The sequence below is a fragment of the Streptomyces sp. NPDC085460 genome (assembly GCF_044541975.1).
Classification (GTDB): Bacteria; Actinomycetota; Actinomycetes; order Streptomycetales; family Streptomycetaceae; genus Streptomyces.
On sequence record NZ_JBITTO010000003.1, the window covers coordinates 368,038 to 392,493 of the forward strand.

At 73.6% G+C, this 24,456-nt stretch carries 21 protein-coding genes; 10 read left to right on the forward strand and 11 right to left on the reverse strand.

Going from position 1 to position 24,456, the window contains the following annotated elements:
* The first annotated feature begins 86 nt into the window (after window positions 1-86).
* The gene (locus ACIGHB_RS09550; RefSeq protein ID WP_360321943.1) at window positions 87-914 is read left to right on the forward strand and encodes a maleylpyruvate isomerase family mycothiol-dependent enzyme; all 828 of its coding nucleotides are present in this window, start codon (window positions 87-89) and stop codon (window positions 912-914) included.
* Window positions 915-919: 5 nt separating this feature from the next.
* Here the strand turns inward: ACIGHB_RS09550 and ACIGHB_RS09555 are convergent, their stop codons facing one another.
* The 6 genes from ACIGHB_RS09555 to pdhA all read right to left on the reverse strand — a co-directional run bounded on the left by ACIGHB_RS09555 (window position 920) and on the right by pdhA (window position 6,858).
* Window positions 920-2,236 carry a nitrate/nitrite transporter gene (locus tag ACIGHB_RS09555; RefSeq protein ID WP_399911100.1) on the reverse strand — a complete coding sequence of 439 codons (1,317 nt, stop codon included), beginning with the start codon at window positions 2,234-2,236 and terminating at the stop codon, window positions 920-922.
* Complete coding sequence (locus ACIGHB_RS09560; protein WP_360321949.1) at window positions 2,233-2,904, reverse strand: GntR family transcriptional regulator; 672 nt, start codon at window positions 2,902-2,904, stop codon at window positions 2,233-2,235. The genes ACIGHB_RS09555 and ACIGHB_RS09560 overlap by 4 nt, the downstream gene beginning before the upstream one ends.
* 59 nt (window positions 2,905-2,963) lie before the next feature.
* Window positions 2,964-3,176 carry a hypothetical protein gene (locus tag ACIGHB_RS09565; RefSeq protein ID WP_399911103.1) on the reverse strand — a complete coding sequence of 71 codons (213 nt, stop codon included), beginning with the start codon at window positions 3,174-3,176 and terminating at the stop codon, window positions 2,964-2,966.
* Window positions 3,177-3,249: 73 nt separating this feature from the next.
* The gene (locus ACIGHB_RS09570; protein WP_399911106.1) at window positions 3,250-4,683 is read right to left on the reverse strand and encodes a dihydrolipoamide acetyltransferase family protein; all 1,434 of its coding nucleotides are present in this window, start codon (window positions 4,681-4,683) and stop codon (window positions 3,250-3,252) included.
* A 10-nt stretch (window positions 4,684-4,693) separates the two neighbouring features.
* On the reverse strand, window positions 4,694-5,674 hold the full coding sequence (locus ACIGHB_RS09575) for an alpha-ketoacid dehydrogenase subunit beta (RefSeq protein WP_399911109.1): 981 nt from the start codon (window positions 5,672-5,674) through the stop codon (window positions 4,694-4,696).
* A gap of 2 nt (window positions 5,675-5,676) precedes the next feature.
* Window positions 5,677-6,858, reverse strand: coding sequence for a pyruvate dehydrogenase (acetyl-transferring) E1 component subunit alpha (pdhA, locus tag ACIGHB_RS09580; protein ID WP_360321811.1), 1,182 nt, complete (start codon window positions 6,856-6,858; stop codon window positions 5,677-5,679).
* 344 nt (window positions 6,859-7,202) lie between these two features.
* Here pdhA and ACIGHB_RS09585 point away from each other — a divergent pair, with 344 nt between their 5' ends.
* From ACIGHB_RS09585 to ACIGHB_RS09595, 3 genes are all read left to right on the forward strand, one after another.
* Entirely contained in the window at window positions 7,203-7,862 is a 660-nt protein-coding gene (locus ACIGHB_RS09585) for a response regulator transcription factor (RefSeq protein WP_360321814.1), read from the forward strand.
* 154 nt (window positions 7,863-8,016) lie between these two features.
* The gene (locus ACIGHB_RS09590) at window positions 8,017-8,448 is read left to right on the forward strand and encodes a pyridoxamine 5'-phosphate oxidase family protein (RefSeq protein ID WP_399911113.1); all 432 of its coding nucleotides are present in this window, start codon (window positions 8,017-8,019) and stop codon (window positions 8,446-8,448) included.
* A 15-nt stretch (window positions 8,449-8,463) separates the two neighbouring features.
* On the forward strand, window positions 8,464-9,480 hold the full coding sequence (locus ACIGHB_RS09595) for a phosphotransferase (protein ID WP_399911116.1): 1,017 nt from the start codon (window positions 8,464-8,466) through the stop codon (window positions 9,478-9,480).
* Between the two features lie 14 nt (window positions 9,481-9,494).
* Here ACIGHB_RS09595 and ACIGHB_RS09600 read toward each other — a convergent pair whose 3' ends face one another.
* Complete coding sequence (locus ACIGHB_RS09600) at window positions 9,495-11,216, reverse strand: protein kinase (protein ID WP_399911119.1); 1,722 nt, start codon at window positions 11,214-11,216, stop codon at window positions 9,495-9,497.
* 290 nt (window positions 11,217-11,506) lie between these two features.
* On the opposite strand from ACIGHB_RS09600, the gene ACIGHB_RS09605 reads away from it, so the two are divergent.
* The 6 genes from ACIGHB_RS09605 to ACIGHB_RS09630 all read left to right on the forward strand — a co-directional run bounded on the left by ACIGHB_RS09605 (window position 11,507) and on the right by ACIGHB_RS09630 (window position 19,537).
* Window positions 11,507-13,159, forward strand: coding sequence for a protein kinase (locus ACIGHB_RS09605; RefSeq protein ID WP_360321826.1), 1,653 nt, complete (start codon window positions 11,507-11,509; stop codon window positions 13,157-13,159).
* A gap of 79 nt (window positions 13,160-13,238) precedes the next feature.
* Complete coding sequence (locus tag ACIGHB_RS09610; RefSeq protein WP_399911123.1) at window positions 13,239-14,354, forward strand: hypothetical protein; 1,116 nt, start codon at window positions 13,239-13,241, stop codon at window positions 14,352-14,354.
* A 98-nt stretch (window positions 14,355-14,452) separates the two neighbouring features.
* Window positions 14,453-15,181, forward strand: coding sequence for a PadR family transcriptional regulator (locus ACIGHB_RS09615; RefSeq protein ID WP_399911126.1), 729 nt, complete (start codon window positions 14,453-14,455; stop codon window positions 15,179-15,181).
* A gap of 95 nt (window positions 15,182-15,276) precedes the next feature.
* Window positions 15,277-16,020: an ABC transporter ATP-binding protein gene (locus ACIGHB_RS09620; RefSeq protein ID WP_360308064.1), complete on the forward strand. Its 744-nt coding sequence runs from the start codon at window positions 15,277-15,279 to the stop codon at window positions 16,018-16,020.
* Window positions 16,017-18,881: an ABC transporter permease gene (locus ACIGHB_RS09625; protein ID WP_399911131.1), complete on the forward strand. Its 2,865-nt coding sequence runs from the start codon at window positions 16,017-16,019 to the stop codon at window positions 18,879-18,881. Before ACIGHB_RS09620 ends, ACIGHB_RS09625 begins: the two co-directional genes overlap by 4 nt.
* A 98-nt stretch (window positions 18,882-18,979) precedes the next feature.
* On the forward strand, window positions 18,980-19,537 hold the full coding sequence (locus tag ACIGHB_RS09630) for a bacterial proteasome activator family protein (RefSeq protein ID WP_360308058.1): 558 nt from the start codon (window positions 18,980-18,982) through the stop codon (window positions 19,535-19,537).
* A gap of 249 nt (window positions 19,538-19,786) precedes the next feature.
* Here the strand turns inward: ACIGHB_RS09630 and ACIGHB_RS09635 are convergent, their stop codons facing one another.
* From ACIGHB_RS09635 to ACIGHB_RS09650, 4 genes are read right to left on the reverse strand one after another with little or no spacing between them, the layout of a single operon-like run.
* Window positions 19,787-20,767: an NAD(P)H-quinone oxidoreductase gene (locus tag ACIGHB_RS09635; protein WP_399911134.1), complete on the reverse strand. Its 981-nt coding sequence runs from the start codon at window positions 20,765-20,767 to the stop codon at window positions 19,787-19,789.
* A gap of 32 nt (window positions 20,768-20,799) precedes the next feature.
* Window positions 20,800-21,891 carry a potassium channel family protein gene (locus ACIGHB_RS09640; RefSeq protein ID WP_360308052.1) on the reverse strand — a complete coding sequence of 364 codons (1,092 nt, stop codon included), beginning with the start codon at window positions 21,889-21,891 and terminating at the stop codon, window positions 20,800-20,802.
* Entirely contained in the window at window positions 21,879-23,351 is a 1,473-nt protein-coding gene (locus ACIGHB_RS09645) for a molybdopterin molybdotransferase MoeA (protein WP_399911137.1), read from the reverse strand. Before ACIGHB_RS09645 ends, ACIGHB_RS09640 begins: the two co-directional genes overlap by 13 nt.
* Window positions 23,321-24,376, reverse strand: coding sequence for a DUF6457 domain-containing protein (locus ACIGHB_RS09650; RefSeq protein WP_399911140.1), 1,056 nt, complete (start codon window positions 24,374-24,376; stop codon window positions 23,321-23,323). The genes ACIGHB_RS09645 and ACIGHB_RS09650 overlap by 31 nt, the downstream gene beginning before the upstream one ends.
* Window positions 24,377-24,456 lie beyond the last annotated feature (80 nt).

Consider the following 24,456-nt stretch of genomic DNA (forward strand, 5'->3'; position numbering starts at 1 on the left):
GGGAGCGTAACTTAGCGTCCGAGCCTCCCATTCCACTGTCGCCCAGTCGTGTTTTCAGCCCGCACCGAAGAACGTCGAGGGGTCCCGTGACCGTCCATCCCAGCCTCCAGAACTACGCCGACGCCTGGACCCACTCCATCGAAGCGATAGCCGAGCTGGTGCAGCCGCTCGTGGAGGGCGAGTGGAACCGGGCGACCCCGTGCCCCGGCTGGTCGGTGCGCGACATCGTGTCCCATGTGATCGGCATGGAGACGGAGATGCTCGGCGACCCGCGGCCGATCCACTCGCTCCCCCGCGACCTGTACCACGTGCGCAGTGACTTCGCCCGCTACATGGAGGTGCAGGTCGATGTACGGCGGCACCACACGGCGCCGGAGATGACCTCGGAGCTGGAGTACATCCTGATCCGCCGGGCCCGGCAGCTCCGCAACGAGAACCGCTCCCCCGACCACGTCATCCGGGCCCCGCTGGGCGCGGAGCAGACCCTGGAGCAGGGCTACCGGCTGCGGGCCTTCGACACGTGGGTGCACGAGCAGGACCTGCGGGCCGCGCTCGGGGTGCCGGGGAACCTGGACTCGCCGGGCGCGCTCGTGGTGCGGGACCTGCTCCTGGAGGCGCTGCCGAAGGTGGTCGCGAAGGACGCGGGCGCGCCGGCGAGCTCGGCGGTCGTGGTGGACGTGACGGGGCCGGTGGAGTTCCTGCGGACGGTGCGGGTGGACGCGGAGGGGCGGGGCAGCATCGACGGGGCGCCGTCGCTGGGCCCGGCGGTGACGCTGGCGACGGACTGGGAGACGTACGTCCGGCTGGCCTGCGGCCGGGTCCGGCCGGCCGAGGTGGCCGACCGGATCAAGACCGAGGGCGACGCGGAGCTGGCCGCCGCGATCCTCGACCACTTCGCGGTGACGCCCAACTAGGCGCGTCAGACCGGCACGTGCACGGCCTCCACGCGGCTGGCGACGAGCCGTTCGCGCTCGCGCCGGTGGGTGCGGGACTTCAGGCGGAGGATCTGGGCGACGCCGAGGGCTTCGAGGACGAAGACCGAGGAGAAGGCGATCCGGTAGTCGTCGCCGGTCGCGTCGAGCAGCACGCCGATGGCGAGCAGCGTCGTCATGGAGGCGACGAAACCACCCATGTTGACGATGCCGGAGGCGGTTCCCTGACGCTCCGGCGGGTTGGCCGGCCGGGCGAAGTCGAAGCCGATCATGGAGGCGGGTCCGCAGGCGCCGAGGACCAGGCAGAGGGTGACGAGCAGCCACATCGGCGCGTGGTCGCCGGGGTACGCGATCGTCGCGGCCCACAGCAGGGCGGTGGCGGCGACCGTGCCGAGGGCGAGCGGGGCGCGGGCGCCGCCGTGCCGGGCGATGATCTGCCCGTAGGCGAGGCCGACGGCCATGTTGGAGAGCACCACGAGGGTGAGGAGTTCGCCGGCGGTGCCGCGGGAGAGGCCCTGCGCCTCGACGAGGAACGGCAGTCCCCACAGCAGCAGGAAGACCATCGCGGGGAACTGGGTGGTGAAGTGCACCCACAGGCCGAGCCGGGTGCCGGGCTCGCGCCAGGAGGCGGCGATCTGCCGGCGGACGTAGGCGGCGCCCGCGTGCCGGACCGGGGTGGGCTCGTACCCCTCGGGGTGGTCCTTGAGGAAGAACAGCAGCAGGACCAGGACGAGGACGCCGGCGAGGGAGCTGCCGACGAAGGTGGTGGTCCAGCCGAGGCCGTGCAGGGCGCGGGAGAGGACGACGGTCGAGATCAGGTTGCCGGCCATGCCGATGAGGCCGGCGAGCTGGGCGATGAGCGGTCCGCGGCGGGCCGGGAACCAGCGGCCGCCGAGCCGGAGGACGCTGATGAAGGTCATGGCGTCGCCGCAGCCGAGGAGCGCGCGGGAGGCCAGCGCCATGGGGTACGTGGGGGAGAGCGCGAAGCCCAGCTGGCCCAGGGTGAAGAGGACGACGCCGAGGGCGAGGACCTTCTTGGTGCCGAGCCGGTCGACCATGAGGCCGACGGGTATCTGCATGCCGGCGTAGACCAGCAGCTGGAGTATGGAGAAGGTGGAGAGCGCGGAGGCGCCCACGTGGAAGCGGTCGGCGGCGTCGAGTCCCGCGACGCCGAGCGAGGTGCGGAAGATGACGGCGACGAAGTAGACGGCGACGCCGACGCCCCAGACGAGGGCGGCGCGCCGGCCGCCGGGCGGGTCGCCGGGGAGGGTGACGGCGGAGCCGTAGCCGTTCCGGCCGCTCACCGGCCCTCACCCCGGACCAGGACGCCGACGCGGCCGAGGTGGCGGCGGACGGCGGCCGCGGCGCCCTCCGCGTCCCCGGCCCTGAGGTGGTCGAGGATCTCGGCGTGCTCGGTGATGTTCTGGGCGACCCGGTCGGGGTGGGCCTGCATCACGGCGACACCCATGCGGAGCTGGCGGTCGCGGAGCTGGTCGTAGAGGCGGGCGAGGATCTGGTTCCCGGCGTACTGGACGATCTCGGCGTGGAAGCAGCGGTCGGTGACGGCGACGTCCGCGAGGTCACCGGCGCCGGCCTGCCGCTGCTGCTCCGCCAGGAGCTCTTCGAGGCGGGTGAGGAGGGCGGGCGGGGCGGGGACGGCCTTGCGGACGGCGAACTCCTCGACGAGGAGCCGGGTCTCGATGACGTCGGCGATCTCCTGGGCGGAGACGGCGAGGACGAGGGCGCCCTTCTTCGGGTAGAGCTTCAGCAGCCCTTCCATCTCCAGCTTCAGCAGGGCCTCGCGGACGGGGGTCCGGGAGACGCCGACGGCCTGGGCCAGCTCTCCCTCCGTGAGCAGGGTGCCGCCCTCGTAACGGCGGTCGAGGACCGCGCGCTTGACGTGGCTGTAGACGCGTTCGGCGGCGGGTGGCTGCTTGGCGGGCTGCTCGACGGGGGGCGCTGCTGATGGCATGCGCACAGCATAGATACAACTGGGATGCGTCTGACAGGCGCGTCCGCATCCTGGACGCCTTACTTCCGCCTCAGCGGAGCATGAAGTCGTAGGAGGCCGCGCCCCCGACGACGTCCGCCGCCGAGGAGGACCCGGGTGGTGCTCGTCCGCCCCTCCCCCGGCCAGCGGAACTCGACGACGGTGACCGGGCCGTCCTCCTCCAGGTGCACCTCGACACCGATGCCGAGGCGTACGGGGCCGGCGGTGTGGGGCGGTTCGAGGTGCAGGTCCATGGGAAAGCAGAACATCCGGTGGCGGCACGGGGCCACCACCGGATGTTTCACGTGAAACACGCCAACCGGACGACTACGACCAGGTGATGAGCCGCTTCGGCTGCTCCAGGACCGCGGCCACGTCGGCCAGGAACTTGGAGCCCAGCTCGCCGTCGACCAGGCGGTGGTCGAAGGAGAGCGCCAGCGTGGTGACCTGACGCGGCTTCACCTTGCCCTTGTGGACCCAGGGCTGGAGCTTGATCGCGCCGACAGCGAGGATCGCGGACTCGCCCGGGTTGAGGATGGGCGTACCGGTGTCGACGCCGAAGACGCCGACGTTGGTGATGGTGAAGGTGCCGCCCTGCATCGCCGCCGGGGTGGTCTTGCCCTCGCGGGCGGTGGCGACGAGCTCGCTCAGGGAGCGGGACAGCTCGGGCAGGGTCTGGGCGTGCGCGTCCTTGATGTTCGGCACGATCAGTCCGCGCGGGGTGGCCGCGGCGATGCCCAGGTTCACGTAGTGCTTGAGGACGATCTCCTGCGCCGCCTCGTCCCAGGCCGCGTTGATCTCCGGGTTGCGCTTGACCGCGACCAGGACGGCCTTGGCGATGAGGAGGAGCGGATTGACCCGCAGGCCCGCCATGTCCTTGTCGGACTTGAGCTCCTCGACCAGCTTCATCGTGCGCGTGATGTCGAAGGTCACGAACTCGGTGACGTGCGGGGCGGTGAAGGCCGAGCCGACCATCGCCGCCGCCGTGGCCTTGCGGACGCCCTTGATCGGGATCCGGGTCTCGCGCGCACCGGCCTCGGCGACCGGGGCCGTGACGGCCGCGGGCACGGGCGCGACCGGGGCGGGCGCGGGGGCCGCGGGGGCCGGAGCGGCCACCGGGGCGGGCGCGGGCGCCGCGGCGCGGTGGACGTCCTCGCGGGTGATGATCCCGTCCGGGCCGGTGGCGACGACCGAGGCCAGGTCCACGCCGAGGTCCTTGGCGAGCTTGCGCACCGGCGGCTTGGCCAGCGGCCTGGGCGCGGCGGTCACGCTGCCGTGCCCGTTCAGCTGCTCGGGCACGACCGGGGCGGGCGCGGATGCCGGCACGACCGGGGCGGACGCCACGGAGGCGGGCGCGGTGGCGGTCCTGCGGGCCCGGCGCTTGGTCGAGCTCGCGGCCACGCCGTAGCCGACGAGGACCGGCTGGCGGCCCTGCGGCTCCTCGTCCTCCGCGGTGGCGGGTGCCGGGGTCTCGACGGGGGCCGGCGCGGCCGGGGCGGGGGCCTCGGCCGGGGCGGCGCCGCCGACGTTCACCGAGATGATGACCTGGCCGACGTCGACCGTGGTGCCCTCGGGGAAGACCAGCTCGTGGACGGTGCCGTCGAAGGGGATCGGCAGTTCCACGGCGGCCTTGGCGGTCTCCACCTCGCAGACGACCTGCCCGTCGGTGACGGTGTCACCGGGCTGGACGTACCACTTGAGGATCTCGGCCTCGGTCAGGCCCTCGCCCACGTCGGGCATCTTGAATTCGCGGATCGTCATCGTGCTCTCCTCAGTACGCCAGCGAGCGGTCGACGGCGTCGAGCACGCGGTCCAGACCCGGCAGGTACTCCTCCTCCAGGCGCGCCGGCGGGTACGGCGCGTGGTAGCCGCCGACCCGCAGGACGGGGGCCTCCAGGTGGTAGAAGCAGCGCTCGGTGATCCGGGCGGCGATCTCCGCGCCGGAGCCGAAGAACACCGGTGCCTCGTGGACGACGACCAGGCGGCCGGTCTTCTCGACCGACGCCTGGATGGTGTCGAAGTCGAGCGGGGAGATCGAGCGCAGGTCCACGACCTCGACCGACTTGCCCTCCTCGGCGGCGGCGGCCGCCGCCTCCAGGCAGGTCTTCACCATGGGGCCGTAGGCGACGAGCGTGAGGTCGGTGCCCTCACGGGCCACGCGGGCCTTGTGGAGCTCGCCGGGGATGGCCTCGGTGTCGAGCTCGCCCTTGTCCCAGTAGCGGCGCTTGGGCTCGAAGAAGATGACCGGGTCGTCGCTCTGGATGGCCTGCTGGAGCATCCAGTAGGCGTCGGAGGAGTTCGCCGGGGTGACGACCTTGAGGCCCGCGACGTGCGCGAAGAGCGACTCGGGGGACTCGGAGTGGTGCTCGACGGCGCCGATGCCGCCGCCGTACGGGATGCGGATGACGACCGGCATCTTCACGGTGCCGAGCGAGCGGGCCCGCATCTTGGCCAGCTGGGTGACGATCTGGTCGTACGCCGGGAAGACGAAGCCGTCGAACTGGATCTCCACGACGGGGCGGTAGCCGCGCAGCGCGAGGCCGATCGCGGTGCCGACGATGCCGGACTCGGCGAGCGGGGTGTCGACCACCCGGTCCTCGCCGAAGTCCTTCTGGAGACCGTCGGTGATGCGGAAGACGCCGCCGAGCTTGCCGACGTCCAGGCCCATGACGACGACCTTCGGGTCGGTCTCCAGGGCCTTGCGCAGGGACTCGTTGAGCGCCTTCGCGAGGGGAACCTTCTGAACAGCCATGATTACTCGGCCTCTCCGTCCGCGAAGGACGCCTGGTAGGCGGCGAACTGGGCGCGCTCCTCGTCGACGAGCGCGTGCCCGTCCGCGTACGTGTGGTCGAACATGGCCATGTGCTCCGGGACGGGCATGGCGCGGACGACCTCGCGGACGTGCTTGCCGAGCGTCTCGCTCTCGGCCTCCAGCTCCTCGAAGAAGGCCGCGTCGGCGTGGCCCGCCTTCTCCATGTACGCGCGCAGGCGCAGGATCGGGTCCTTCGCCTCCCACGCCTCGCGCTCCGCGTCGCGGCGGTAGCGGGTGGGGTCGTCGGAGGTGGTGTGGGCGGCCATCCGGTAGGTGAACGCCTCGATCAGGGTGGGGCCCTCGCCGCGGCGGGCGCGCTCCAGGGCCGACCGGGTGACGGCCAGGCACGCGAGGACGTCGTTGCCGTCGACGCGGACGCCGGGGAAGCCGAAGCCGCGGGCGCGCTGGTAGAGCGGGACGCGGGTCTGCTTCTCGATGGGCTCGGAGATGGCCCACTGGTTGTTCTGGCAGAAGAACACGACCGGGGCGTTGTAGACCGCGGAGAAGACGAACGACTCGTTGACGTCGCCCTGGCTGGAGGCTCCGTCGCCGAAGTAGGCGAGCACGGCGGAGTCCGCGCCGTCCTTGGCGATGCCCATGGCGTAGCCCGTGGCGTGCAGGGTCTGCGAGCCGAGGACGATCGTGTACAGGTGGAAGTTGTTGCTGTTGGGGTCCCAGCCGCCGTTGTTCACGCCGCGGAACATGCCGAGCAGGTTGGTCGGGTCGACGCCGCGGCACCAGGCCACGCCGTGCTCCCGGTACGTCGGGAAGACGTAGTCGTCGTCGCGCAGGGCCCGGCCGGAGCCGATCTGGGCGGCCTCCTGGCCGAGCAGCGAGGCCCACAGGCCCAGCTCGCCCTGGCGCTGGAGGGCGGTCGCCTCGGCGTCGAAGCGGCGCGTGAGGACCATGTCGCGGTAGAGCCCGCGCAGTTCCTCGGCGCTCAGGTCGATGTCGTAGTCGGGGTGGTGGACGCGCTCGCCCTCGGGCGTCAGCAGCTGAACGAGCTCGGGCTCCCCGGCCAGGGTCTGGTCGGCCTTCTTGGCGCCGGCGCCGGCGCCTGTGGTGCGCTTGGCGCCGCTGCTGCGTCGCGTCGTCTTGCGCGCGGCAGTGCTCTCCACGGTCACGTGCGTGCTCCTCCGTCGGTCCGGCCCCCGGGTTCGCCGGCTGGGCCAGTGCGGCTCTCCGCCTTATCCGTACCCTGCGCACGGGGTGGGTGCGACGCGGCCGGGGTCGGGCGTGACAGGTGTCCCGGACGAGCGCCGTCATGAGGCACGTTACCCATAGCGCGGCATTCCTGCGAAACCCCACTTGACCTGCGATTTTGCTTGGATTTCCAAGTAAATCGAGAAAAGCGGAAAGTCGCCCAGGTCAGCGCACCGAGCAGCGGCCCGACACCCTCGTCGGAACATCCGGCACCGTAACCCGCGCACCCCGGGCACCGGAAGAGCCAATATGTGAGACTGGCTCCGTGCGCGAAGAAGGAAAAATCCGGGTATTTCTGCTGGATGACCATGAAGTCGTCCGGCGCGGCGTCCACGAGCTGCTTTCCGTGGAGGACGACATCGAGGTGGTCGGCGAGGCCGGAACCGCGGCCGACGCCCTGGTCAGAATCCCCGCGACCCGCCCCGACGTGGCGGTGCTCGACGTCCGGCTGCCCGACGGCAGCGGGGTCGAGGTCTGTCGCGAGGTCCGCTCCCAGGACGAGTCGATCAAGTGCCTCATGCTCACCTCGTACGCGGACGACGAGGCGCTTTTTGACGCGATCATGGCCGGGGCCTCGGGATATGTCCTCAAGGCCATTCGGGGCAACGAACTGCTGAACGCGGTCCGCGATGTGGCGGCCGGCAAGTCGCTGCTCGATCCGGTGGCGACGGCGCGGGTCCTGGAGCGGCTGCGGGACGGCAACAATCCGAAGGGTGACGACAGGCTCGCCAATCTCACCGAGCAGGAGCGCAAGATCCTCGATCTGATCGGCGAGGGCCTGACCAACCGGGTCATCGGCGAGCGCCTCCACCTCGCGGAGAAGACCATCAAGAACTACGTCTCCAGCCTGCTGTCGAAGCTGGGCATGGAGCGCCGCTCGCAGGCCGCCGCGTACGTCGCGCGGATGCAGGCCGAGCGGCACTGAGCCACCGCACGCCCCGCCGGGCCCGCGCCCTCCCCGACGGTCTCACCCGAAGGGAGCAGCCCGGGCCCGCCGCCGGGATTCGGGACCTACGTCCCCGCCGACGCGGGGCCCCGGCCCCTTTCCCGACAGGGTGCCGGTGGCGGAGAGTGGAGGCATGTCCACCGAGGAGATCCGCGCCATCGAACTGCTCGGCCGTGCGTCGTACGGCCGGGTCGCCACGAGCATGCGGGCGATGCCTTTCGTCGCGCCCGCCCGGCACATCGTCTCCGGCGACAGCGTGGTGATCCGCATGCACGAGGGTCTCGGCTACCACCAGGCGTGCAGCGGCAGCGTCGTCGCCTACGGGGCGGACGACCTCGATCCCGCCTCCGGCGTCCTGTGGACGGTGCAGTTCACCGGCACCGCCGAGATCGTCGAGCCGACCGCGGCGGAACTGTCCGCCTTCGGCCCCGAACCCCTGAGCGTGGACGGCGAGCCCTTCGTCCCCGTCTACATGCGGATCGAACCGCAGTTCGTGACGGTGCACAGCATCGATTACGGCCCCGCGGCCGGTTCCGCACCGCGCCATCTCCACCACGCAGCGTGATCTAACATCTGCGGAGTGCCGCGCTCATCTGACCACTCCGCTCCTCCGGTCGGCGCCCTGCTGCGCCGCCACCCGCACGCCGGCGAGCCCCTGTCCTGCGTCCCCGTCACCGAGGGCCTGCTCAACCGCGGCTACCGGCTCGCCACCACCCGCGGCCACTACTTCCTCAAGCAGCACCTCGACGCCCCCACCGCCGACCGGGCCACCATCACCCGCCAGCACCGCGCCACCCAGCGGCTGCACGCCCTCGGCCTGCCGGTGGCCCCGCCGCTGCCCGACAGCCGCGGCCGCACGGTCGCCGTCATCGGCGGCCGCTGCTACGCCCTGCACCCCTGGGTCGAGGGCCGGCACCGCGACGGCGCCCAGCTCAGCACCGGGGGCTCCCGCCGCCTCGGCGCCCTCCTGGGCCGCGTCCACACCACCCTGGACCGGGTCATGGAGCCCCCGCCGCCGGGCGACCGGCACGACAGCGCCCGCCCCGAGGACACGTTCAGCGACATCGCCGAGCTGATCCGCCTCGCCCGCGCCCACCGCCCGCACGGCAGCTTCGACGCGCTCGCCGAGCACCGGCTGCGGGAGCGCCGCAGGCTGCTCGCCCAGCACGCCCACCGGCGCCCTCCGGCGCCCGCCACGGCCGGCTGGGTGCACGGTGACTTCCACCCGCTGAACGTGCTCTACCGGGGCGCCGAACCGGCCGCGATCGTCGACTGGGACCGGCTCGGCGTGCGCCCGCGCGCCGAGGAGGCCGTCCGGGCCGCCGCGATCTTCTTCGTACGGCCGGGGGGCGAGCTGGACCTGGAGAAGGTGCGGGCCTACGCGCGCGCGTACCGGCGGGCCACCGGCGCGGACGGCGCCGAGCTGGCCGCGGCGGTGCACCGGGTGTGGTGGGAGCGGCTGAACGACTTCTGGACGCTGCGCTGGCGGTACCAGCTGAACGACCACAGGGCCGACCCGCAGTTTCCCGCGGTGTCGGCCCTGGCCGTGTGGTGGACCCGGGAGTACGACGCCGTCCGCGACGCCTTCTCCGACTGAGGTCCGGAGACGCCCTACGGCGTGGTGGCGCCGGTGAGGCCGGTGTCGTTGCCGGGCGACGGCGGGTTGGTGTCGCCGTTGCCGCCGCCGGTCGGGTCGGTCTGGCCGCCGCTGTCGGCACCGCCGCTGTCGGCACCGCCGTTGTCGGCACCGCCGTCCGTCGGGGCGGTCGTCTCCCCCTCGGTCGGGGTCGGCTCCGTCGTCGGCTCCTCCGTGGGAGTCGGCTCCGTCGTCGGCTCCCCGGTCGGGGTCGGCTCCGTCGTCGGCTGCTCGGTGTGCGTCGGCGGGTTCGTCGTCGCGTTGGTCGGCGGGTTCCACGGCTCCTGCGTGGTGCCGCCGTCGCCGCCACCGCCGCCACCGGTGGTGTCGCTCGGCTGCTCGGTGCTCGGCTGCTCGGACGGCTCCTCGGAGGCGGTGGGCTCCTCGGAGGTCGTGGACGGCGAGTCCGACACCGTCGTCGGCGTCGTGACCGGGTCGTTCTTCTTCCCGTCACCGGCCATCTGCACCGCGAAGACCACGCCGGCGACGATCGCGATCACCGCGAGCGCCGCGAACAGCACCATCCTGTTGCGCTTGCCCCGGCCGTCGCCGTGCTCGCCGTAGCCGCCGTTCTGGCCGTAGCCGCCGGTGCCGCCGGTGCCGTCGTCGTAACCGCCGTACCCGCTGTACCCGCCGTCGTCGGGGTTGGGCAGCGGGACGATCCGGCCCTGGGCGGTCTCGCCGAGCGGCGGGTGGCCCATGGCCGTCGTGGCGGCCATGCCGTGGACGGGCGTCTGCCCGCCCTCGTGCACGGTGACCGGACCGGTGTTCCAGGTGCCGGTGTGGCTGCCCTGCTGGTGGAGCATCTCCAGGCTGTACTGGATCAGCCCGCGCATCTCCTCGGCGCTCTGGAACCGGTCGTCCGGCTCCTTCGCGAGTGAACGCATCACCAGACCGTCCAGCTCCGGCGGCGTCGAGCCGCGGACCTCGGACGGCGGGACCGGGATGTCCTGCACGTGCTGGTAGACCACCGACAGCGGCGTCTCACCGGTGAAGGGAGGACGCAGCGCGAGGAGTTCGTAGAGCAGACAGCCCGTCGCGTACAGGTCGGAGCGGTGGTCGACGGCCTTGCCGAGCGCCTGCTCCGGGGAGAGGTACTGCGGCGTGCCCATGACCATGCCGGTCTGCGTCATCGTCGCCTGCGCGCCGTGCAGCGCGCGGGCGATGCCGAAGTCCATGACCTTCACGGCGCCGGCGTGCGTGATGATCACGTTGGCCGGCTTGATGTCACGGTGCACGATGCCGTGCTGGTGCGAGTACGCCAGCGCCTCCAGGACGCCGGAGACGATCACGAGCGCCTGCTCGGGACCGGGCGCCTCCGCGCTGACCAGCAGGTCACGGATGGTGCGGCCCTCGACGATCTCCATCACGATGTACGGCACGGGGCGGCCGTCGACGACGTCCTCGCCGGAGTCGTACACCGCCACGATCGCGTGGTGGTTCAGGCCGGCGACCGACTGCGCCTCACGCGTGAACCGCGCCTTGGAGACCGGGTCCTCCGCGAGGTCGGAGCGGAGCAGCTTCACCGCGACCGTACGGCCGAGCCGTACGTCCTCCGCGGCGAAGACCTCCGCCATGCCGCCGCGTCCGAGACGGTGCGTCAGGCGGTAGCGGCCGTCGCCGACGACGCGGCCGACTCCCCATGACTCGGCGCCAGCGCCCGGCATACCGCCACCTGCGTCGGATCCGGGTTCCATGAGTCCTCGCCGTCGTCTGTCCGTGCCGTGTCCAGTCGTCACGCTACAGGCTCCGTACGACATCACGGTCCGCGATGACCGGCCATCCAACCCTTCTCGTGTACGCCTGTGCAAATTCCGTGAGTTTCGCCCGGTCCCCGCGCGCCTCCGCTTGTGCGGAGGGTCACGGAACGGGCACCCGGCTTGACGTGTCAGGGGCCTCGGGCAGACTTGGCGCAGAATCGGCGGGACATCGGGATCCGGCCGGACGACGACGGACCGACGCCGCGGGGCGCAGGGGGACAGCACACATGAGCCACGACGGCGCTCAGGGCGGCCGCTACGCGGGCGGTTCGGTCGCGAACGGCCGGTACCAGCTGCGCGACCTCCTCGGCGAGGGCGGCATGGCCTCGGTCTACCTCGCGTACGACAGCGCGCTGGACCGCCAGGTCGCGATCAAGACGCTCCACACCGAGCTCGGGCGCGAGCAGTCGTTCCGCGAGCGGTTCCGCCGCGAGGCGCAGGCCGTGGCGAAGCTCTCGCACACCAACATCGTCTCGGTCTTCGACACCGGCGAGGACACCCTCGACGGCGGGCTCATGCCGTACATCGTCATGGAGTACGTGGAGGGGCAGCCGCTCGGCTCGGCGCTCGCCGCCGACGTGCGCCAGTACGGGGCGATGCCCGCCGACAAGGCGCTGAAGGTGACGGCGGACGTGCTCGCCGCCCTGGAGGTCAGCCACGAGATGGGGCTGGTCCACCGCGACATCAAGCCCGGCAACGTGATGATGACCAAGCGCGGTGTCGTGAAGGTCATGGACTTCGGCATCGCCCGCGCCATGCAGTCCGGCGTGACCTCCATGACCCAGACCGGCATGGTCGTCGGCACCCCGCAGTACCTCTCCCCCGAGCAGGCCCTCGGCCGGCCGGTGGACGCCCGCTCCGACCTTTATTCGGTCGGCATCATGCTGTTCCAGCTGCTGACGGGCCGCCTGCCCTTCGACGCGGACTCGCCGCTGGCCATCGCCTACGCGCACGTGCAGGAGGAGCCGGTCGCCGCGTCCTCGGTGAACCGCTCCGTGACGCCCGCGATGGACGCGCTGATCGCCCGTGCGCTGCGGAAGAACCCGAACGAGCGGTTCCCCAGCGCCGCCGCCATGCGCGACGAGTGCCTGCGGGTGCTGTCGGCCGGCCAGACCGCGGCCCCGGTGATCGTGCCCGGCGCCCCGGTCGGCAGCGGCTCGGGCGTCGGTTCGGCCGTCTTCCCGCCGGTCGGCCAGACCCCGCCGCCGCACTCCGCCCCGCACGTGCAGCAGCCGTACCCGGCGCACACCCCGCAGCCCGGTCCGTACGGTCCGCCGACCCCCGCCCCGGCAGCGGCCCACGCGCCGGCGCCCGGGTACGGCTATCCGCAGCAGGCCCCGACGCCCGCCCCCGGCTACCAGACCCCGCCGCCGGTCTCCTACGCGCCCGCGCCGGCGCCCGCCCCGGCCGCCGCCGGGCGCCGCACCATGCCGTTGCTCGCGGGCGCCCTCGCGGTCGCCGTGATCGCCGTCGGCGGTGTCGTCGCGTTCAACATGCTGGACAAGGACGACACCGGCGGGACGACCGGTGCCACGGGCGCCACGGGCACCGGGGGCACCGAGCAGACGCAGACCGACAGCCCCGGCCACAAGGGTCCCGACCTGTCGAAGACCATCGACACCAAGGAGTGCACCGAGCCGAAGGAGTCGAGCGACGACCCCGAGAAGTTCGAGGTGCCCGACTTCACCTACAAGAACCTCACCTCGGTGAAGGACTGCATGAACGCGGCCGGCTGGAAGACGAAGAAGCAGGTCCCGGTGGACGAGAACACCTACGGTGAGGACACGGTCCTGGAGCAGTACCCGCCGGCCGGTACGGACATCCGGCCCGACGAGGCGGACTTCACCCTCCAGATCTCCACCGGCAACCCCCAGAAGTAGCCGCCCCGGATGCCGGAGTTGCCCCTGTATGTGACGCTGAGTCGGACACCTCGGCGGCACAGCAGGGGAGGGTTTCCCGGTGACTCCCACACGCGGCGGGACCGGCGGACGCGGCAGCGCCGGCGACAGCGGTAGAGGCAGCGAGAGCGGCAGCGGTAGCGGTAGCGGTAAAGGCGGCGGCGACAGCGAGAGCGGCAGCGGTAGAGGCGGCTGGAGAACAGGCGGCAGACACCGCCGCGTACGGGCGGGGACACACGCGCGGTCACGGGCCGCCCGGTCCGCCCCCGCCCCCGCCACCGCCTTCAGGAACTTCGGCAGAACCGCCCTCGCACCCGCGCTGGCCTGCGCCTTCACCCTGTACGGGATCTCCGGCGCGGCCCTCGCCGAAGCCACCGAGATCCCCCCGGGACCCCCCAACGGGGCCGCCGGGGCGCCCTCCGGACGGGCCGCCGCCCCCGCGCACGGCCCCACCGCCGGAGCCACCGCGCCCGGCACCGTCACCCGGCCGCCCGGCACCCCGCCCGCCGCCACCACGACCGGCCCCGCCACGACCGGCGGCCCCGGCGCCACCCCACGACCGGGTACGACCCCGGCCCCGGGCGCCACCACCGGCACCGGCCGGCCCCCCACGCCCCCCGGCACCCGCCCGGGCACGGCCACAGCCCCCGCCACCGGCACCGGCACCGGCACCAGCACCAGCACTGCCGCACCCGTCACCTCCTCCGCCGCCGGCACCCCCACCACCCCGCCCGCGGGCTCCGCCGCGCCCCGCCCCGGCAAGCCCGCCGCCCGGACCAGCGACGCCCCCGAGCCCACCGGCTCCCCCTCCCTCGCTGGCCGGCCCGCCGGCGAGGGACGCACCCGGCCCGGCCGCCCCGAACCGGCCACCCCCGAGGAGCCGGAGCCCAACGCCACCCCCTCCCGTGACAGAACCGCTACAGAATCCGCCGCCGCCGACCGCCTCCCCGAAGAGGACCCCGGCCTCCCCGAGGAGGACACCGGAGTACCCGGGACGGAGGCCGCCGACCGCCCCGAAGCGGCCCCCGCCAGCCGCCCCGGCACCGCCCCGCAGCTCTCCCTGCGAACCGACGGCACCACCTCCGACCAGCCCGTTCCCCTGCTCACCCTCGGCGTGGGGCTCACCCTCATGGGCCTCGGACTCGGCTTCCTCGGGCTCCGCCTGCGCCGCCGCTGAACCGGCCCGACGACCCTCCCCGTCCCCCTTGAGTCGGACCCTCCGGGTCCCCCTGCGGACGGTTGTCGGCCTCGGCATACCCGGTATACATACTCGGTATGTCGATCCGCCACGGGCTCCTCGCCCTCCTCGAACACGGCCCCCGCTACGGCTCCCAGCTGCGCACCGAGTTCGAGTCCCGCACCGGCGCCACCTGGCCGCTCAACGTCGGCCAGGTGTACACGACCCTGGGCCGGCTCGAACGGGACGGCCTGGTCGCCCAGAACGGCGAGGACGGCGCCGGCCACGCGCTCTACGCGATCACCGACGCCGGCCGCACCGAGCTCCGCGCCTGGTTCGAGCAGCCCGTGGACCGCACCAGCCCCGCCCGCGACGAGCTCGCCATCAAGCTCGCCATGGCCGTCGGGGCACCCGGCGTCGACATCCGCGAGGTCATCCAGTCCCAGCGCCGGCACACCGTGAAGGCCATGCAGGACTACACCCGCCTCAAGGCCCAGGCCCTCGCCGCCCTCGAAGGCGGCGACGCGCACGAACGCGACGACGTGGCCTGGCTCCTCGTCCTGGAGCAGCTGATCTTCCAGACCGAGGCCGAGGCCCGCTGGCTCGACCACTGCGAGTCCCGGCTCATCCGCCTCTCCGCCACCCTCATCCCCGCTCCCACCGCGCCCGCTCCCGCCCCCGTCGCCGCCCCCGGCCCCGCCTCCGTCCAGGAGCCGGGGTCCGCGGCAGGGGTCCGGCCAGGGCCCGGGGCGGGGACGGGCGGGGTGGGGGCCGGGGCCGGGTCGGGGGGCCGGGATCCGGGCGGGGCCGCGGGCCGGACCCGCTGACCCGGGGCCCAGGCCCCGTACCACCGCGTTCTTCTCACCACACCGCTCACCACCGTGCGCCGCAGCCGCCGCGCACGCCCTAGGGGGACCCCTCCATGTCCACACCGCTCGCCGCGCAGCCCGTGCTGCGCCTGCAGAACCTGACCCGGGTCCACGGGTCCGGCGCCACCGAGGTGCACGCCCTGCGCGGCATCGACCTCGACGTGCACCCCGGCGAACTCGTCGCCGTCATGGGCCCGTCCGGCTCCGGCAAGTCCACGCTGCTCACCATCGCCGGCGGCCTCGACACCCCCACCTCCGGCCAGGTGATCGTCGAGGGCACCGACATCACCACCGCCGGGCTCAAGGAACTCGCCGCCCTGCGCCGCCGCAGCATCGGCTACGTCTTCCAGGACTACAACCTCATACCGGCGCTCACCGCCGCCGAGAACGTCTCCCTGCCCCGGGAGCTCGACGGCACCTCGGCCCGCAAGGCCCGCGTCGAAGCCCTCGCCGCCCTGGAGGAGATGGGGCTCGGCCACCTCGCCGACCGCTTCCCCGACGAGATGTCCGGCGGCCAGCAGCAGCGCGTCGCCATCGCCCGCGCCCTCGTCGGCGACCGCCGCCTCGTCCTCGCCGACGAGCCCACCGGCGCCCTCGACTCCGAGACCGGCGAGTCCGTCCTCGCCCTGCTCCGCTCCCGCTGCGACGCGGGCGCCGCCGGCGTCCTCGTCACCCACGAGCCGCGCTTCGCCGCCTGGGCCGACCGCGTGGTCTTCCTCCGCGACGGCGCCATCGTCGACCAGACCGTGCGCAGCGAGGCCGACTCCCTCCTCACGGGCCGGGTGGCGGACGCGTGAAGACCTGGTTCCACTCCTGGCGGGCGGCCGTCCGCATCGCCCGCCGCGACGCCTGGCGCGCCAAGGGCCGCAGCTCGCTCGTCCTCGCGATGATCGCGCTGCCCATCCTCGGGGTCAGCGCCGCCGACCTCACCATCCGCAGCTCCGAGCTCTCCGTCGCCGAACAGCTGGAGCGGTCCATCGGCGCCGCCGACGCCTCCTTCAGCGATCCCGGCTTCGGCGGTGCGGCGCTCTTCCAGTCCCCGGACGGCCAGCAGTTCTACCCGGCGAAGGACGAGGACGGCGTCCCCTGGCCCAGCGGCACGACCGACCTCCGGAAGGCCATCCCGGCCGGCGCCCGCTGGATCAGCGACACCTCGGGCGCGGCCAAGCTGACCACCGTGCACGGCCTGCTCCAGACCGACGTCCGGGAGCTCAAGGCCGACGACCCGCTCGCCAAGGGCATCACCACGCTCCTCGACGGGCGGTACCCGCGGGCGAACGACGAGGTGATCGCCACCACGGCCTTCCTGGAGAAGAGCGGGCTCTCCGTCGGCTCCACCGTTTCCGCTCGCAATTTCGACCGGCCGTACCGGATCGTCGGCTCCTACGAGCTGCCCGACACCCTGACGGCCGCCCAGATCACCGCGCTGCCGGGGGCGTTCCTCGCGCCGTACGCGAAGGCCGCGGAGAAGGCCGGGGCGCTCGCCTCCGTCGGCACCACCTCGTACCTCGTGCAGCACGACGGTGGTTTCACGTGGAACAACGTGAAGGAGATCAACGCCAAGGGCGTCGCGGTCGTCTCCCGCGCCGTCCGGCTCGACCCGCCGGCCGACTCAGAGGTCCCGCTCTACCAGAAGGACGGCTGGGGCGACTACCGCTCCAGCGGTGCCGCCGACGCCATGCTCCTGGCCTCCGTCGCCACCGTCGTCGGTCTCGCGATGCTGGAGATCTGTCTGCTCGCGGGACCCGCCTTCGCGGTCGGCGCCCGCCGCTCCCGCCGCCAGCTCGGCCTGGTCGGCGCCAACGGCGGCTCCCGCAGCCACATCCGCGCCATCGTGCTGAGCGGCGGCCTCGTCATCGGTGTCGCCGCCGCCGTCGTCGGCACGGTGCTCGCCCTGATCCTCACGCTCGTCCTCCAGCCGTTCCTGGAGGACTTCATGGGCCAGCGGTTCGGCGCCTTCGACGTCCGGCCGCTCGAACTCCTCGGCATCGCGCTGCTCGCCGTCCTCACCGGCCTGCTCGCCGCGATCGTCCCGGCCGTCACCGCCTCCCGGCAGACCGTGCTCGCCTCGCTCACCGGCCGCCGCGGCGTCCGTTCCACCAGCAAGGTGCTGCCCGTCGTCGGCCTCGTGGCGCTGCTCCTCGGCGCGGCGATCGCCCTCTACGGCTCCGTCGTCACCGACCAGTTCGCCATCGTCGCCGGCGGCTCCGCCCTCGCCGAGCTGGGCGTGGTCGCCATGACCCCGGCCATCGTCGGGCTCTTCGGCCGGACCGGCCGCTGGCTGCCGCTCTCCCCGCGGCTCGCGCTCCGCGACGCCGTCCGCAACCGGGGCCGTACGGCTCCCGCCGTCGCCGCCGTCCTCGCCGCCGTGGCCGGGACCGTCGCCGTCGCCACGTACACGTCGAGCAGCGACGCCCAGTACCGGGCCGAGTACACCGCCAGCCTGCCGCACGGCGCCGTCTCCTTCTTCCAGATGGAGGAGGCCGGCCGGGACGTTCCCACCGTCGCCGACGCCGTCCAGCGCTACTTCTCCGTCGAGACCCGCGCCGACGTCTCCCGCGTCGCCGTCGGCAAGGCGTCCTGCCCCGCCTGGGGCGGCGGCGCCGGCTGCGGCCAGTACGAGGTGGTCGTTCCGCCCGCCAACGTGTGCCCGATGTGGGTCGCGACCGCCGACGGCAGCGACCCGTCCGAGAAGTTCACCCCCGAACAGCGGCGCACGATGATGCGCGAGGACTGGCGCTGCAAGCAGCCCTCGGGCGGTGGCGGTGTCTACGTCGACGGCGGGCTCCTCGTCGGCGACGCCCGCCTCCTGAAGGTCCTCGGCATCACCGACGCGGGCGCCGCCGAGGCGCTCGCGGCCGGCAAGGCCGTCGTCTTCTCCAAGCCGCTCGTCGCCAAGGACGGAACGATCGGCATCAAGCAGATCACCGACATGAAGGCCGCGGACAAGGCGATGGCGGAGAACAAGCCCGCCCCGGGCAAGGTCTCCTCGATCACGGCCCATCTGGTGCCCGGCGACCCGAAGACCTACGGCCTCCAGGTGCTCATGACGCCCGCGACCGCCAAGGCCGCCGGTCTCACCACGGTCCCCGTCGGCGCCTACTTCGGCACCGACGCCATGCCCAGCAGCGAGCAGCGCCAGAAGCTCGACGCGGAACTGGCCACCCTCGGCGCCGGAATCGACCTCACCGTCGAGGAGGGGTACGTCTCCGACGACAGCATCTTCCTGATCGCGCTGACCGTCTTCGCCGGCCTGGTCACCATCGGCGCCGCCGGCATCGCCACCGGCCTGGCCCAGGCCGACGCCGAGGCCGATCTGAAGACGCTCGCCGCCGTCGGCGCCCCGCCGCGCGTCCGCCGCACCCTCAGCGGCTTCCAGTGCGGGGTGGTCGCCGCGATGGGCGTGGTGCTCGGTTCGGTCGCCGGGCTCCTGCCCGCGATGGGCCTGCGGCTCACCGAGGAGCGCGAGCAGATCCGCTTCCACGAGCAGACCATCGCCGAGGGCTGGGGCGGCGACCTCACCCCGCCGTACGTGCCGATCGTGGTGCCCTGGGAGACGCTGGCGGCGCTGCTCGTCGCCGTCCCGCTCGGCGCGGCGCTGCTCGCCGCCCTGGTGACCCGCTCGAAGGGGGCCGTGGCCCGCCGCGCGGCGACCTGACACCTTTCCGTGGCCCGAACGTGCCCGGGGAGGAGGGTGGATCACCCTCCTCCCCGGGCACACCTCGTGTTGAAGCGTGTGTGCGAGAGAATGGCGGCATGGAGATGCCGAGGAATGACAGGTCGCCGGAGAGCCCCCAGGTCCTCATCGTGGGACAGGACGGGATGGCTCTCGGCGGCGCCCAGGGCGACGACGAACCCCGCGAGGTCCCGGTGACGGAAATGGTCGAGCAGCCTGCGAAGGTCATGCGGATCGGCAGCATGATCAAGCAGCTTCTGGAGGAAGTTCGGGCGGCACCTCTCGACGAGGCCAGCCGGGTCCGGCTGAAGGAGATCCACGCCAGCTCGGTGAAGGAGCTGGAGGACGGTCTCGCGCCGGAGCTGGTGGAGGAACTGGAGCGGCTCTCCCTGCCGTTCACCGACGAGGCCATCCCCTCGGAGGCGGAACTGCGGATCGCGCAGGCCCAGTTGGTGGGCTGGCTGGAGGGCCTCTTCCACGGCATCCAGACGGCGCTGTTCGCCCAGCAGATGGCGGCGCGCGCCCAACTGGAGCAGATGCGGCGTGCCCTGCCCCCCGGCGCCGGGCACGACGACGATGACGACGACGAGGGCGGCCGCGGGCGCGGGCGCGCGGTCGGCTCGGGGCCGTACCTGTAGGGCACTTCCCGTACGTGACGGGCCCGGCGCGCGACGAGCGCACCGGGCCCGTCTCCGCATGCCCCGGGGGTGAGCGGCCGGAGGTCCGTGGCGGCCGGGGGGCTTCGGTCGTTCAGAGGGTCGGCCGGAGGGCCTCGGGCGCTCGCTCAGGCGCGCCGGCCGAAGGGCCTTGGTCGCTCAGGGGGCCTTGGTCGCTCAGGGGGCCTTGGTCGCTCAGGGGGCCTTGGTCGCTCAGGGGGCCTTGGTCGCTCAGGGGGTCAGCAGGAGGACCTTGCCGACGTGCGCGCCGGACTCCAGGACGCGGTGGGCCTCGGCCGCCTCCGGCATCGGCAGCGTCCGGTCGACCACCGGGCGGACCGTCCCGCCCTCGACCAGCGGCCAGACGTGCTCGCGGACGGCCGCGACGATCGCGGCCTTCTCCTGGAGCGGGCGGGCGCGCAGGGTCGTCGCCATGACGGCGGCCCGCTTGGCGAGCAGCGCCCCGAGGTTCAGCTCGCCCTTGACGCCGCCCTGGAGGCCGATGACGACCAGACGGCCGCTGACGGCGAGGGCCTGGACGTTCCGGTCCAGGTACTTGGCGCCCATGATGTCCAGGATCACGTCCGCGCCCGCCCCGTCGGTGGCCTTGCGGAGCTCCTCGACGAAGTCCTGGGTGCGGTAGTCGATCAGCACGTCCGCGCCGAGCTCGGCGCAGCGGGCCAGCTTCTCCGGGCTGCCCGCGGTGACGACGACCTTCGCGCCGACCGCCTTGCCCAGCTGGATCGCCATCGTGCCGATGCCGCTGGCCCCGCCGTGCACGAGCAAGGTCTCGCCGGGGCGCAGGTGGGCGATCATGAAGACGTTGGACCAGACCGTGCAGGCGACCTCGGGGAGCGCGGCGGCCGTGGCCAGGTCGACGCCCTTCGGGACCGGCAGCAGCTGGCCGGCCGGGACGGCGACCCGCTGGGCGTAGCCGCCGCCGACGAGCAGCGCGCAGACCTCGTCGCCGACGGACCAGCCGGAGACGCCGGGGCCGAGGGCCGTGATCCGCCCGGCGCACTCCAGACCGGGGTAGGGGGAGCTGCCGGGCGGCGGGTTGTAGAAGCCCTGCCGCTGGAGGACGTCGGCGCGGTTGACGGCGCTCGCCACCACCTCGACGAGGACCTCGCCCTCGCCGGGCACGGGATCGGGCACCTCGGCCCAGACGAGGGCCTCGGGACCACCGGGTTCCGGAATCGTGATCGCATGCATGGCGGCGAGGCTACTCCCGCGCGTCCGTGGCGTCAGTCTTCCGGCGGCGTGGTGAGCGGGGTGATCGGGGCCGCCCGGACGATGGTGATGACCCGGTCCGTGAGCTGGAGCGGGCTGGCCGACGGGTCGTCGTAGCCGAGCAGCCGGTGGCCGCGCAGCACGCTGACCACCAGGTCGTCGGTCTCCCGCACGCTCCGGCCCGCCTCCGCCTTGGTCACCGGGCGCTCGACCAGGTCGAGGCCGGAGCCCTGCTGGATCAGGTCCTCCATGACGGTGCCGGCGCTGGGGCTGAGCACGGAGAGGCCGAGCAGCCGGCCGGCGGCGGAGGCGCTGGTGATGACCGCGTCGGCACCGGACTGGCGGAGCAGCGGCGCGTTCTCCTCCTCGCGGACCGCGGCGACGATCTTCGCGCCCCGGTTGAGCTGGCGGGCCGTCAGGGTGACCAGGACGGCGGTGTCGTCGCGCTGGGTGGCGATGACGATCTGGCGGGCCCGCTGCACCTCGGCCCGGAGGAGGACGTCGCTGCGGGTGCCGTCGCCGACGACCCCGACGAAGCCGTCGAGGTTGGCCGCCTCGATGACCTTGCCGGAGGGGTCGACGATGACGATCTGGTCCTTGCGGAGGCCGGTGGCGCAGAGGGTCTGGATCGCGGACCGCCCCTTCGTGCCGAAACCGACGATCACGGTGTGGTCGCGCAAGGTGGACCTCCAGTGCTTCAGCCGGAACTCCTCCCGGGTCCGCTCCGTGAGGACCTCGAGGGTGGTGCCGACCAGGATGATCAGGAACAGCACGCGCAGCGGCGTGATCACCAGGACGTTGACGAGCCGGGCGGCGTCGCTGTACGGGACGATGTCGCCGTACCCGGTGGTGGAGAGGGTGACGGTCGCGTAGTAGACGCAGTCGAGGAAGTCGACGCTCTCGTTGGCGTTGTCGTGGTAGCCGTCGCGGTCGGCGTAGACGATGAGGACCGTCAGGAACAGGACGCCGAGGGCCATGAGGAGGCGCTGACCGACCTGGCGGAGCGGGTCCACCCTCGCCCTCGGCAGGTGGATCCGCGCACCGGTGACCTTCTCGTCGGCATGGCGGGCCATGACGTCACGGCTGGGAAGTTTCACGTGAAACATGCTCCTTGGGCGAGCTGCGTCGCGGTCGGCCAGGGGAGGGCGAGGAGCTCAAGGCGTCGCCCGGGCTCCGCTCCGCCCGGCGGGACGACGGCCATGGCGTCGGCGGCGGCGATGCCCCGCAGCATCGCCGGCCCGTTGTAGCGCAGCGGGACGACGAGCCCGTCCCGGTGGACGACGGGCACGAGGCGGGTGTCGTACGGGTGGCCCTGGACGGCGTCACGGAGGGCGGGTGCGCCACCCGTGGCCTTGGCCGTCGGCTCGGGGGCCGGCTCGTCGGCCCGCTCCGTCGTCTCGGGGGCCCGCTCCGACGGCTCTCCGGTGAGCGCGGCCAGCAGGGGCGCGGCGAGGGTGAGGAGGCCGGAGACGGCGGCGAGCGGGTTGCCGGGCAGGCCGACGAGATGGCGTCCGGCGTCGAGGCGGGCGAGGAGCATGGGGTGGCCGGGGCGGACCTTCACTCCGTCGACCAGCAGGGTGGCGCCGGCCTTGTCGAGGACCCGGTGGACGTGGTCCACGGGCCCGGCGGCGGTGCCTCCGGTGGTGACGACGAGGTCGGCGGCGGAGGTGGTGACGGCCAGGTACAGGGCCTCCGCGTCGTCGCCGATCCGGCGGGTCGCCAGGACCTCGGCGCCGAGCGCGGTCAGCCAGGGCCCGAGCATCGGGCCGAGCGCGTCCCGGATGAGGCCGTCGTGGGGGAGTCCCGCCGTCAGCAGCTCGTCGCCGAGGACGAGGATCTCCACGCTCGGGCGGGGCAGCACGGCGGGCTCGTCGTATCCGGCGGCGGCGGCGAGGCCGAGCACGGCCGGGCCGACGACGGTACCGGCGGGCAGCAGCTCGTCACCGGTGCGGCACTCCTGGCCCCGGGGGCGGATGTCCTGGCCGGTGACGACCTCGCGGAGGGGATGGAGCAGCAGAACCGTTCCGGCCGCTGCCCGGCCGACGGCGGGAGCGTTCTGGGCGCGCTCGGTGCGCTCGGTGCGCTCGGCGCAATCGGCGCCCTCGATGCTCTCGGCGCGCTCGTCGCCTTCGGTGCGGGAGTGCTCGGTGCGGATGACGGCGGTCGCGCCGGCGGGGACGCGGGCGCCGGTGGCGATGCGTACCGCCTCTCCGAGGGCGAGGGCGGCGGCTCCGGCGTGCCCGGCGAGGACGGACTCCTCGCGCACGGTCCACGGGCCGGGGCCCGCGACCGCCCAGCCGTCCATGGCGGAGCTGTCGAAGGACGGCAGGTCGGTGAGGGCCCGCAACGGTTCGGCGAGGGTCCGGCCGAGGGCCTGCCCGAGCGGTACGCGGACGGGCGGGCGGTCCTTCCCGGCCCGCGCCTCGGCTCCGGCGCGGGCGGCGAGGGCGCGCGCCTCGGGCCAGGGGGTGGCGCGGTGGTGCCCGCGCCCCCGCTCGGACGCGGGGGCGGGGGCCGGGGCGGGTTGTCCGGGCGTCATCCGGCCTCGTCCTGTTCGGCCGCCCATCGCTGGGCGAGGGCGGCGGCCTTGCGGGCGGCCTCGGCGACCGCCTCGGCGGGGGCCGTGCCGTCCTCTGCGGCCTTCGCCGCCGCGTAGCCGACGAGGAAGGTCGTCAGGGGCGCGGCGGGGCGGGCGACGCCGTGGGCGGCGTCACGGGCCAGGTCGAGCAGGACGCCGGTGTCGACGTCCAGGTCGAGGCCCAGTTCGGTCTTGACTGCGGTGATCCATTCGTCCAGCACGGCTCCATGGTCCCTGATGCGGGCCCGGGCCGTGGCGATGTCCTCCCAGGTGTCGCAGTCGAAGGAGGCCGACGCCTCGTCGGGGCCGGCCGGGACGCGGACGACACGGAGCCCGGCGGTGAGGAGGCGGAGGGGGAGGTTGCCGAGACCGTCGTGGGCGTTCCGCAGCTCGTCGAGCGCCCGGCGCAGCGGGCCGGCGCGGTAGACGGCGACGAGCGGCTGGTCGCGGCCGTCGGCGTCGGTGAGGAGCGCGGCCTCGGCCTCCGGCTCGGCGTCGAGCGCGGCGAGGAGCCGGTGGACGGTCGCCTCGTCGAGGAACGGGAGATCGGCGGAGAGCACGAGCACGGCCTCGGCACCGGGAAGCCCCACGGCACCGGCCCCGGCCCCGGCACGGGCGGCACCGGCCCCGGCACGGGCGCCGGCGGGGCCTCCGGCTGCGGGTCCGGCCCCGGCTGAGGTTCCGGCTCCGGCTCCGGATGAGGCTCTGGTTTCTGCATCGGTCCCGTCGACGCCCGGCCCCGCGGATCCGGGGGCTCCCGGGCGGAGGGCCCCGGCCCCGGCGTCCAGCGCGGCGACCGGGCCCGTGCCGGCCGGCTGCTCGCGGGTCCACCGGACGGGCCGGACGGTCGGGCGCGGGTCGCCGACGACCACGGTCCGGCCGGCTCCGGCGCAGGCGGCGAGCACCCGGTCCAGCAGGGCCCGGCCGCCGACCCGTACCCCTGGTTTGTCCACACCGCCGAGGCGCCGCGCGGCGCCTCCGGCGAGCACGACGGCGTCGAATGCGGTGGTCACCCCAGCAGTATGGTCCGCCGCCGTCCGACGGCGCCCGGCCGGTCCCCTGATGAGACGGGCCGGGCCGGCCGGGGGCGCAC